The sequence below is a fragment of the Aliiglaciecola sp. NS0011-25 genome, from assembly GCF_040370605.1.
Lineage (GTDB): Bacteria > Pseudomonadota > Gammaproteobacteria > Enterobacterales > Alteromonadaceae > Aliiglaciecola > Aliiglaciecola lipolytica_A.
Genome location: NZ_BAABWR010000017.1, coordinates 108,543 through 118,269, shown reverse-complemented (window position 1 = coordinate 118,269; position 9,727 = coordinate 108,543). Strand labels below are relative to the sequence as shown.

Annotated in this window: 18 protein-coding genes; 1 reads left to right on the top strand and 17 read right to left on the bottom strand. The window is 42.9% G+C overall.

What is annotated here, in order from left to right; all coding sequences use genetic code 11:
* Nucleotides 1-349: 349 nt before the first annotated feature.
* Entirely contained in the window at nucleotides 350-1,111 is a 762-nt protein-coding gene (locus ABWV72_RS15445) for a hypothetical protein (protein ID WP_353371574.1), read from the top strand.
* Nucleotides 1,112-1,208: 97 nt separating this feature from the next.
* On the opposite strand, the gene rplQ is transcribed toward ABWV72_RS15445, so the two are convergent.
* The 17 genes from rplQ to rplN all read right to left on the bottom strand — a co-directional run bounded on the left by rplQ (nucleotide 1,209) and on the right by rplN (nucleotide 9,696).
* Entirely contained in the window at nucleotides 1,209-1,610 is a 402-nt protein-coding gene (gene rplQ, locus ABWV72_RS15440) for a 50S ribosomal protein L17 (RefSeq protein WP_216049661.1), read from the bottom strand.
* Nucleotides 1,611-1,652: 42 nt separating this feature from the next.
* Nucleotides 1,653-2,642 carry a DNA-directed RNA polymerase subunit alpha gene (locus ABWV72_RS15435; RefSeq protein WP_008846189.1) on the bottom strand — a complete coding sequence of 330 codons (990 nt, stop codon included), beginning with the start codon at nucleotides 2,640-2,642 and terminating at the stop codon, nucleotides 1,653-1,655.
* 22 nt (nucleotides 2,643-2,664) lie between these two features.
* Nucleotides 2,665-3,285: a 30S ribosomal protein S4 gene (gene rpsD / locus ABWV72_RS15430; RefSeq protein ID WP_216049660.1), complete on the bottom strand. Its 621-nt coding sequence runs from the start codon at nucleotides 3,283-3,285 to the stop codon at nucleotides 2,665-2,667.
* Nucleotides 3,286-3,309: 24 nt separating this feature from the next.
* Nucleotides 3,310-3,702 carry a 30S ribosomal protein S11 gene (rpsK, locus tag ABWV72_RS15425; RefSeq protein ID WP_216049659.1) on the bottom strand — a complete coding sequence of 131 codons (393 nt, stop codon included), beginning with the start codon at nucleotides 3,700-3,702 and terminating at the stop codon, nucleotides 3,310-3,312.
* Between the two features lie 12 nt (nucleotides 3,703-3,714).
* Nucleotides 3,715-4,071, bottom strand: a complete 357-nt coding sequence (gene rpsM / locus ABWV72_RS15420; protein WP_008846192.1) for a 30S ribosomal protein S13 — start codon at nucleotides 4,069-4,071, stop codon at nucleotides 3,715-3,717.
* 132 nt (nucleotides 4,072-4,203) lie between these two features.
* Entirely contained in the window at nucleotides 4,204-4,320 is a 117-nt protein-coding gene (gene rpmJ / locus ABWV72_RS15415; RefSeq protein ID WP_216049658.1) for a 50S ribosomal protein L36, read from the bottom strand.
* 24 nt (nucleotides 4,321-4,344) lie between these two features.
* A complete protein-coding gene (gene secY / locus ABWV72_RS15410; protein WP_216049657.1) occupies nucleotides 4,345-5,664 on the bottom strand; it encodes a preprotein translocase subunit SecY in 1,320 nt (439 codons plus the stop codon).
* Nucleotides 5,665-5,669: 5 nt separating this feature from the next.
* Nucleotides 5,670-6,104, bottom strand: a complete 435-nt coding sequence (gene rplO / locus ABWV72_RS15405; protein WP_216049656.1) for a 50S ribosomal protein L15 — start codon at nucleotides 6,102-6,104, stop codon at nucleotides 5,670-5,672.
* 3 nt (nucleotides 6,105-6,107) lie between these two features.
* Nucleotides 6,108-6,290 carry a 50S ribosomal protein L30 gene (gene rpmD / locus ABWV72_RS15400; protein WP_216049655.1) on the bottom strand — a complete coding sequence of 61 codons (183 nt, stop codon included), beginning with the start codon at nucleotides 6,288-6,290 and terminating at the stop codon, nucleotides 6,108-6,110.
* Nucleotides 6,291-6,296: 6 nt separating this feature from the next.
* Entirely contained in the window at nucleotides 6,297-6,800 is a 504-nt protein-coding gene (rpsE, locus tag ABWV72_RS15395) for a 30S ribosomal protein S5 (protein ID WP_216049654.1), read from the bottom strand.
* Between the two features lie 9 nt (nucleotides 6,801-6,809).
* A complete protein-coding gene (gene rplR / locus ABWV72_RS15390) occupies nucleotides 6,810-7,163 on the bottom strand; it encodes a 50S ribosomal protein L18 (protein ID WP_216049653.1) in 354 nt (117 codons plus the stop codon).
* Nucleotides 7,164-7,175: 12 nt separating this feature from the next.
* Nucleotides 7,176-7,709, bottom strand: coding sequence for a 50S ribosomal protein L6 (gene rplF, locus ABWV72_RS15385; RefSeq protein WP_216049652.1), 534 nt, complete (start codon nucleotides 7,707-7,709; stop codon nucleotides 7,176-7,178).
* Between the two features lie 13 nt (nucleotides 7,710-7,722).
* Complete coding sequence (rpsH, locus tag ABWV72_RS15380) at nucleotides 7,723-8,115, bottom strand: 30S ribosomal protein S8 (RefSeq protein ID WP_216049651.1); 393 nt, start codon at nucleotides 8,113-8,115, stop codon at nucleotides 7,723-7,725.
* Between the two features lie 12 nt (nucleotides 8,116-8,127).
* On the bottom strand, nucleotides 8,128-8,433 hold the full coding sequence (gene rpsN / locus ABWV72_RS15375; protein WP_353371567.1) for a 30S ribosomal protein S14: 306 nt from the start codon (nucleotides 8,431-8,433) through the stop codon (nucleotides 8,128-8,130).
* An 11-nt stretch (nucleotides 8,434-8,444) separates the two neighbouring features.
* Nucleotides 8,445-8,984, bottom strand: a complete 540-nt coding sequence (gene rplE, locus ABWV72_RS15370) for a 50S ribosomal protein L5 (protein ID WP_216049649.1) — start codon at nucleotides 8,982-8,984, stop codon at nucleotides 8,445-8,447.
* 16 nt (nucleotides 8,985-9,000) lie between these two features.
* Nucleotides 9,001-9,315 carry a 50S ribosomal protein L24 gene (rplX, locus tag ABWV72_RS15365; RefSeq protein ID WP_216049648.1) on the bottom strand — a complete coding sequence of 105 codons (315 nt, stop codon included), beginning with the start codon at nucleotides 9,313-9,315 and terminating at the stop codon, nucleotides 9,001-9,003.
* A gap of 12 nt (nucleotides 9,316-9,327) precedes the next feature.
* On the bottom strand, nucleotides 9,328-9,696 hold the full coding sequence (gene rplN, locus ABWV72_RS15360; RefSeq protein ID WP_008846203.1) for a 50S ribosomal protein L14: 369 nt from the start codon (nucleotides 9,694-9,696) through the stop codon (nucleotides 9,328-9,330).
* Nucleotides 9,697-9,727 lie beyond the last annotated feature (31 nt).

Genomic DNA, 9,727 nt, shown 5'->3' with positions numbered 1-9,727 from the left:
TTAGGTCTCTCTCAAGCGGGAGGCGTATTCTACACTTCCGGTATTTGATGTCAACAATTTATTTTATAAATTATTTAATCTTTTTTCTCGCTTTCTTCAGCTTCTCTTAAGGTTGGTTTGACAAACTTAAGATGTCCTGCAAAAGCTGGGCGCATTGTAGAGATTTATAACTTTAGGTCAACCCTAATACCGAAAAAAAAGTGAAATTAATTTAATATTGTCGAAATCAGTTTATTTAACGAACAATTACCGAATAAAGTATTATTTATAACAAATTGTTGTTACTTTTAAACTCTTAACGATTTTTGTTGTCTTACTACAGATTAGTAGGTCTAAGTAGGTGTTTATTATGAAAAAAATTACCCCGATCGTGTTAGCTTTCGGCGTTTTAAGTACTCACGCATTTGCAATACCAGCAAATGGCGTTAGTGACAATAATAGTCGCTTGACCGCTGACTTTGTTAAAAAGCAAGTTGATCAGTCGATGTCCATCGGCCGCGCAATAAAAAGTATTATCGGAAATTACCCTAGAGAAGCAATCGGAGTAGTAAGCACTGCCCTAGACTTGTATCCAGAAAAGTATAAAGAAATTATCCACGCAGCTATTTCTGCCGAACCAGCATTAACAGGTGAAGTTGTTTCTTTGGCGATTGAAAAAGGTATTAGTAGTTGCTCTAGCATTGTAGAGACAGCTATTAATGCAGAACCTAGTTATGTCGACTTTATAGTTCGCGCAGCAGCCTTTTCAACACCTGAAGAAATGGACGAAATTGTACGCATTGCCGTGGAGACAGAACCAGATTCCGCAGACAACATCGTGCAAACTTTATCTCGCTCACATCCAAATGAAATGGTAGAAATTATCAAAACTGCAGTTTCAGCAATGCCGTTTGTTGGTGAATATGTAGTAGATGCATTATTAGCAACCTTCCCAGATGAAGCTGAGCAGGTAGTTACTACCGCTTTACGCGAATCATCAAAGGAGCAAGAAAGTGTAAGAAGAATTTTGGTGACCGCTATTAATGCGGGGGTGCCACCTGAAGAGTTATTTAAGTATGCAAAAAATGCCGGTGCAACAGATGAACAGTTAGCGTTCATAAAAAACCAATAAGTTTCGACCTGGCAGTTTATTCTAATTATTATTTAGATAAATAGCAGATACAAAAAAGCCGAGCATTAGCTCGGCTTTTTTAATTGGTTTGGAGTTATTACTCCTCAGTTACTACTTCAGCTTCTTCAACTTCTTCAATAACTGGACGGTCAACTAGTTCAACGAAAGCCATTGGCGCGTTATCACCAGAACGGAAACCACATTTTAAAATGCGAAGATATCCGCCTGGACGAGCTTCATAGCGCGGACCAAGTTCATTAAACAATTTACCAACAACTTCTTTATCACCAGTACGTGCCATCGCCAAACGACGATTAGCTACACTGTCTTGCTTAGCAAGTGTGATAAGAGGTTCGATTACGCGACGCAGTTCTTTAGCTTTTGGCAACGTAGTTTTAATAACTTCGTGCTTAACTAATGAGCCAGCCATGTTTTTAAACATTGCTTGACGATGACTGCTGTTACGATTTAACTGACGACCACTGTTACGATGGCGCATAGCTCTATCCTTCTTTACAAATCAGTTTATCTTGCGACCTGATTAATCTTTTTCTGCGATACTCTCTGGAGGCCAATTTTCTAGGCGCATACCCAAAGAAAGACCACGAGATGCCAACACGTCTTTAATCTCAGTAAGAGATTTCTTACCTAAGTTAGGCGTTTTTAACAGCTCAACTTCAGTGCGTTGCACCAGGTCACCAATGTACTGGATAGCTTCAGCTTTCAAACAGTTAGCTGAACGTACAGTAAGCTCTAAATCATCAACTGGACGAAGAAGAATAGGATCAAATTCCGGCTTCTCTTCTTTAGCAACAGGCTCTGAAATATCACGAAGTTCAACAAATGCGTCTAATTGCTCAGCTAAAATTGTAGCTGAACGACGAATCGCTTCTTCCGGATCCAAAGTTCCATTGGTTTCCATATCAATAATTAATTTGTCTAAATCTGTGCGTTGTTCAACACGAGCAGATTCAACGTTATAAGCTATACGCTCTACTGGACTATAAGAAGCATCAACTAACAAACGACCGATAGGTCGATCATCTTCTTCAGAGGAACGGCGAGTTGACGCAGGAACATATCCACGACCCATTTCAACTTTGATACGCATGCTTAACTCGGCATCGCCAGTAAGCGTACAAATCAAATGGTCAGGATTAAAGATCTCTACATCTCCATCATGCTGAATATCACCAGCAGTAACAGGGCCTGCACCAGACTTGACTAAAGTAAGAGTAGCTTCAGTTTTGCCTTCGATTTTAACAGCCAAACCTTTAAGGTTAAGCAAAATCTCGATGACATCTTCTTGTACACCCTCTTTAGTGCTGTACTCATGTAATACACCATCGATTTCAACTTCTGTCACGGCGCAACCAGGCATCGATGACAAAAGGATGCGACGAAGCGCGTTACCAAGAGTATGACCAAAACCACGCTCTAATGGCTCAAGTGTCACTTTAGCGCGTGTTGGTGATAAGTTTTCTATTTCCACTAACCTTGGTTTTAGGAATTCAGTTACAGAACCCGGCATTGTTTCCTCTCTTGATTATGCTTTACTTAGAGTAAAGTTCGACGATCAACTGTTCGTTAATTTCAGCAGACAAATCAGTTCTTTCAGGAACACGTTTGAAAACGCCTTCCATCTTCTTGCTGTCTACTTCAATCCAAGTTGGTTTCTCACGTTGGTCCGCCAACTCTAAAGCAGCAACGATACGCGCTTGCTTTTTAGATTTCTCACGAACGGAAACAACGTCTTCAGCAGAAACATTATAAGAAGGTATATTAACAACCTTACCGTTAACCATAATAGCTTTATGGCTTACTAGCTGACGAGCTTCAGCACGTGTACTAGCAAAACCCATACGGTAAACAACATTGTCAAGACGCTGTTCTAAAAGCTGTAGCAAGTTCTCACCTGTGTTGCCTTTTAAACGCGCTGCTTCTTTATAATAGTTACGGAACTGCTTTTCCAATACGCCATACATACGACGTACTTTTTGCTTTTCACGTAGCTGCACACCGTAATCAGACAAACGGCCACGACGGGCTCCATGCTGACCTGGGGCAGTATCTATCTTACATTTCGAGTCAATTGCTCGAACGCCACTTTTAAGGAACAAATCTGTTCCTTCGCGACGACTAAGTTTGAGTTTTGGACCCAAATATCTAGCCATGATCTTTCTCCAACTGTCCGTCGATTAAACGCGACGTTTTTTCGGTGGACGACAACCGTTGTGAGGAATAGGTGTCACATCGGTAATATTAGTGATTTTATAACCAGTTGCATTCAAAGCACGGATTGCAGATTCACGACCTGGACCTGGACCTTTTACGAATACTTCTAAGTTTTTCAAACCGTAATCCTGAGCAGCAATACCTGCGCGCTCAGCAGCAACCTGTGCAGCAAAAGGGGTAGATTTACGTGAACCACGGAAACCTGAACCACCTGACGTTGCCCAAGACAAGGCGTTACCTTGACGGTCAGTAATTGTCACTATTGTGTTGTTGAAAGACGCATGGATATGAGCCATACCGTCTGCAACTTGACGTTTTGCGCGCTTACGCGTGCTTTTTGTAGGTGCTTTAGCCATAACTAACCTCGCTTACTTTTTAATTGGCTTACGAGGACCTTTACGGGTACGCGCATTTGTTTTAGTGCGTTGACCACGTAGAGGTAAGCTACGACGGTGGCGTATACCACGGAAGCAACCTAGGTCCATCAAACGTTTGATGTTCATTGACACTTCACGGCGAAGATCACCTTCTACCATGAATTTCGCGACTTCGTCACGAAGCTTGTCAATCGTTGTTTCATCAAGATCTTTAATCTTGGTTGACTCTGTAACACCAGCAGCTTCACAAATGCTTTTCGCACGTGTCGCGCCTACGCCATAGATTGATTGGATAGCAATCACAGCGTGCTTGTGTTCAGGGATGTTAATGCCAGCGATACGGGCCATTAACAGCACTCCTCTTAAATTATTGTCATCAGCCTAAAAAGCCCGATAGGATACTTACCCGATGACCAAATTGCAAATTAAGCTTGGGTGAGTCGGTAGTATGACCGATTTCACCCAAATACCACATTTCGATTAACCTTGCCTTTGCTTATGCTTAGGGTCAGAACTACAAATTATACGTACCACGCCATTGCGTTTTACGACTTTGCAGCTACGGCAAATCTTTTTAACGGATGCACGAACTTTCATATCACCACTCCGTAAACGCTTATCTTAACGACCGTAGCCTTTAAGATTCGCTTTCTTAAGAACAGATTCATATTGATGTGACATCAAATGAGTCTGCACCTGCGCCATGAAATCCATGATTACCACCACGATAATAAGTAGTGATGTACCGCCAAAATAGAACTGAACGTTCCAAGCGATCAACATGAATTCAGGCACCAAACAAATAAAGGTTATGTAAAGTGCGCCTGCCAAAGTAAGGCGTGTCATTACTTTATCGATGTAACGAGACGTTTGCTCACCAGGACGAATACCAGGTACAAAAGCACCAGACTTTTTCAAGTTATCTGCTGTCTCACGTGGGTTAAATACCAACGCAGTATAGAAGAAACAGAAGAAGATAATCGCCGCAGCGTATAACATTACGTACAAAGGCTGCCCAGGGGACAACATCAAAGCCACATCCTGTAACCAGGAGAATGACTCATTTTGACCGAACCAACTTGCGATAGTTCCAGGGAACAAAATAATACTAGATGCAAAGATAGGAGGAATAACACCGGCCATATTTACCTTAAGAGGTAAATGCGTACTTTGTGCTGCAAAAACCTTACGGCCTTGCTGTTTCTTCGCATAGTTAACAACAATACGTCGTTGACCACGTTCAACAAACACTACAAAGTAAGTGATGGCAACAATGATTACACCAATCAACAATAACAATAGTACATTCAGGTCACCTTGTCTGGCTTGCTCCGCAGTCTGACCAATCGCTGTAGGCAGACCGGCAACAATACCAGAAAAGATCAAAATGGAGATACCGTTACCGATACCTCTTTCGGTAATTTGCTCACCTAACCACATCAAAAACATGGTACCAGTAACCAAACTCACTACCGCTGTAAAGTAAAAACCGAAACCAGGAGCAATCACCAAACCTGAAATCAAGTTAGGTAAATTAGTCGCTATTCCAATTGCTTGGAAAGTTGCCAACACCAACGTAAAGTAACGTGTGTACTGACTTATTTTACGACGTCCGGCTTCGCCTTCTTTTTTCAACTCAATCATCGGCGGATGCACAACTGTAAGCAACTGCATGATAATTGAAGCCGAAATATATGGCATAATACCTAGGGCAAGAACCGATGCGCGCTCAAGTGCACCACCTGAAAACATATTAAACATTTCCACGATAGTGCCCTTTTGCTGCTCAAATAACTGAGCTAACACATTGGCATCAATACCAGGAATAGGTACATATGAACCGAGTCTAAATACAATGATCGCACCTAGTACGAACAATAGTCTTGATTTAAGCTCGCTCAAGCCGCCTTTAGCGCTTGAGTCCTGTCCTGGTTTTGCCATCTAGCTTATTCCTCTACTTTACCGCCAGCTGCTTGAATTGCTTCAAGTGCGCCTTTAGATACCTTTAAACCTTTTACAGTAACTGCACGAGAGATTTCGCCACTTTTCATAACTTTGACGTTTAGCATTTCTTTTTTGATAAGACCTGCTGCTTTCAAAGTTACTAGTGAAACCTCATCACCTTCTACTTTAGCAATTTCACTCAATGTAACTTGGTCAGAAACAAAGGATACACGAGAAGTGAAACCGAACTTAGGTAGACGGCGCTGGATTGGCATTTGTCCGCCTTCAAAACCAGGCTTAACAGAACCGCCAGAGCGACTCTTTTGACCTTTGTGACCGCGGCCACCAGTTTTTCCAAGACCTGAACCGATACCGCGACCTACGCGCTTACCAGAATTTTTAGCTCCAGGTGCAGGAGCAATAGTATTTAATTTCATCTCTTACTCCTCCACTAATTCGACCATGTAATATACACGGTTGATCATGCCACGAACGGCTGGGGTGTCTTCCAACTCACGAACATGCCCGATGCGACGCAAACCTAAACCAGTCAATGTAGCTCTGTGCTTAGGTAGACGACCAATAGAGCTTTTAGTTTGCTTTACTTTAATCATCTTAGCCATGTTCAATTACCCCAAAATTTCGTCAACAGGCAATCCACGTTTTGCAGCAATCCCTTCAGGAGAGTTCATCTCTACTAAAGCATTGATTGTTGCACGAACAACGTTGATTGGGTTTGTTGAGCCGTAGCATTTTGAAAGTACGTTTTGTACACCTGCAACTTCAAGAACTGCACGCATTGCACCACCGGCAATAATACCAGTACCTTCTGATGCTGGTTGCATGTAAACCTTGGAGCCTGAGTGACGTCCTTTAATTGGATGCTGTAGCGTGTTGCCGTTAAGGTCTACGTTCACAAGATTGCGACGTGCCTTTTCCATAGCTTTTTGGATTGCAGCAGGTACTTCACGTGCCTTACCGTAACCAAAACCAACACGACCATTTCCGTCACCAACTACTGTCAAAGCAGTAAAGCTAAAGATACGACCACCTTTAACTACTTTTGATACACGGTTTACAGCGATCAGCTTTTCTAACAGGTCACCCTGTTGTTGAACTTCTACTTTAGCCATAATTAACTCCTAGAACTGAAGGCCTGCTTCACGTGCAGCGTCAGCTAATGCTTTAACTCGACCGTGATATTTGAAACCACTACGGTCAAAAGCAATTTCTTTGATGCCTTTTTCAATAGCGCGTTCTGCAATCGCTTTGCCTACTGCTGCAGCAGCTTCAGAATTACCCGTAGATTTAAGGGAATTACGAAGTTCTGTTTCAACAGTAGAAGCCGCCGCTAACACTTCTGAACCACTAGGCGCGATTAACTGCGCGTATATGTGGCGAGGTGTGCGGTTAATAACCAAGCGATGCGCGGCCAGTTCACTAATTTTTTTGCGGGCGCGGGTAGCGCGGCGCAAGCGAGCTGATTTCTTATCCATCGTATCACCTACCTACTTTTTCTTAGCTTCTTTACGACGCACAACTTCATCAGCATAACGAACACCCTTACCTTTATAAGGCTCTGGTGGACGATAAGCGCGGATGTTAGCTGCAACCTGACCTACCACTTGCTTATCAGCGCCTTTGACGACGATTTCAGTTTGGGTAGGAGTTTCAATCGAAATACCAGCAGGCATTTCATAAACTACTGGGTGAGAGAAGCCCAACGTTAGGTTAAGTTTGCTACCTTGTGCTTGAGCACGGTAACCAACACCTGTTAGTTGTAATTTCTTTTCGAACCCTTCAGATACACCATGTACCATTGCATTCAATAAAGAGCGAGCTGTACCAGCTTGAGCCCAATTGTTAGCGAAACCTTCACGAGGAAGTGCTTTCAATTGATTCTCTTCTTGTACGACTTCAACTGCGTCGTTGAATGAACGATTTAGAGTACCGTTTTTTCCTTTAACTGTGACATCTTGACCAGCGATAGTTACTTCTACACCAGATTTGATATCGACAGGAGCTTTTGCTATACGTGACATATTCTATCTCCCGTTACGCTACATAACCGATGATCTCACCGCCCATGCCAGCTTTACGCGCTGCACGGTCAGTCATCACACCTTTTGAGGTAGACACGATAGCTATTCCCAAACCACCCATCACTTTAGGAAGCTCATCTTTTTTCTTATAGATGCGCAGACCAGGACGACTGACTCGTTCAATGCTCTCAATTACTTTTTTGCCTTCGAAGTATTTAAGTGCTACTTCAATTACAGGCTTAACGTCACCAGACACAGCGAAGTCAGAGATATAACCTTCATCTTTTAAAACTTTAGCGATTGAAACGCGAAGTTTAGAAGAAGGCATAGCAACTGTTACTTTGCTTGCCAATTGGCCGTTACGAATGCGGGTAAACATATCCGCGATAGGATCTTGCATGCTCATATTGGCTACTCCTTACCAGCTGGCTTTTTTAAGGCCAGGGACTTCACCGCGCATTGCTGCTTCACGCAACTTTATACGGCTAAGACCAAATTTGCGTAGGAACCCATGTGGACGTCCAGTTACACGGCAGCGGTTTTGCTTGCGTGATAGACTAGAGTCACGTGGAAGTTGTTGTAGCTTAAGAACAGCATCCCAACGTTCTTCATCAGTAACGTTAACATCGCTGATAATCGCTTTTAGCTCAGCACGTTTAGCACCGTACTTTGCTGCTAGCTTGGCGCGTTTTACTTCGCGCGCTTTCATTGATTCTTTTGCCATAACCCTACACCTTATTTTCTAAACGGGAAGTTAAAAGCGGTTAAAAGCGCTTTTGCTTCATCGTCTGAGTTTGCGCTAGTAGTGATAGTAATATCCATACCGCGAATCTTATCAACTTTATCAAAGTCGATCTCAGGGAAGATAATTTGCTCACGTACACCCATGCTATAGTTACCACGGCCGTCGAATGATTTTGCATTCAAGCCACGGAAGTCACGGATACGAGGAATTGCGATTGAAATCAAACGTTCCAAGAATTCCCACATACGCTCACCACGTAAGGTTACTTTACAGCCAATCGGATAACCTTCACGGATTTTAAAACCCGCTACAGACTTACGAGCAACAGTAACAATTGGTTTTTGTCCAGCAATCGCAGCCATATCAGCCTGCGCGTTTTCCAAAACTTTCTTGTCCGCTATCGCTTCACCTAAACCCATGTTTAAGGTGATTTTTTCGATCCGAGGGACTTGCATGACGCTTTTGTAGTTGAACTGCTTCGCAAGTTCGCCCACTACTGTTTCTTTATAGAAATCATGCAGTTTCGCCATCGTACTCTCCAATTAATTAAACTAGTTCGCCGTTAGATTTGAAGAAACGAACTTTCTTCTCATCTTCGAAACGGAAACCAACGCGATCTGCTTTACCCGTCGCTGGGTTAACAACCGCTACATTTGATACGTGAATTGCTGCTTCCTTTTCAATGATGCCGCCAGGGACATTCATTTGAGGATTAGGCTTCTGGTGTTTCTTCACCAAATTCACACCTTCTATTATTAGCTTGTCATCAGACGCTAGTACTTTAAGGACTTTGCCTTGTTTTCCTTTGTCTTTGCCTGCTAATACGACTACTTCATCATCACGACGAATTTTTCTAGCCATTATCGTGACTCCTTATAGTACCTCTGGGGCCAATGAAATGATCTTCATGAATGAATCTCCACGAAGCTCACGAGTGACCGGGCCAAAGATACGCGTACCAATAGGTTGCTTGTTTGCGTTAAGCAAAACAGCTGCGTTATTATCAAAACGGATAGTAGAACCATCAGCTCGACGAACGCCTTTCCTAGTACGCACCACCACTGCATTCAGAACGTCACCTTTTTTTACTTTGCCACGAGGAATTGCTTCCTTGACAGTAACTTTGATGATGTCACCGATATGTGCATAACGGCGATGCGAGCCACCAAGAACCTTAATACACTGAACCCTGCGAGCGCCGGAGTTGTCGGCAACATCCAGGTTAGTTTGCATTTGGATCATGTTAGTGCTCCGCTGTTTAAATTAAGACCCT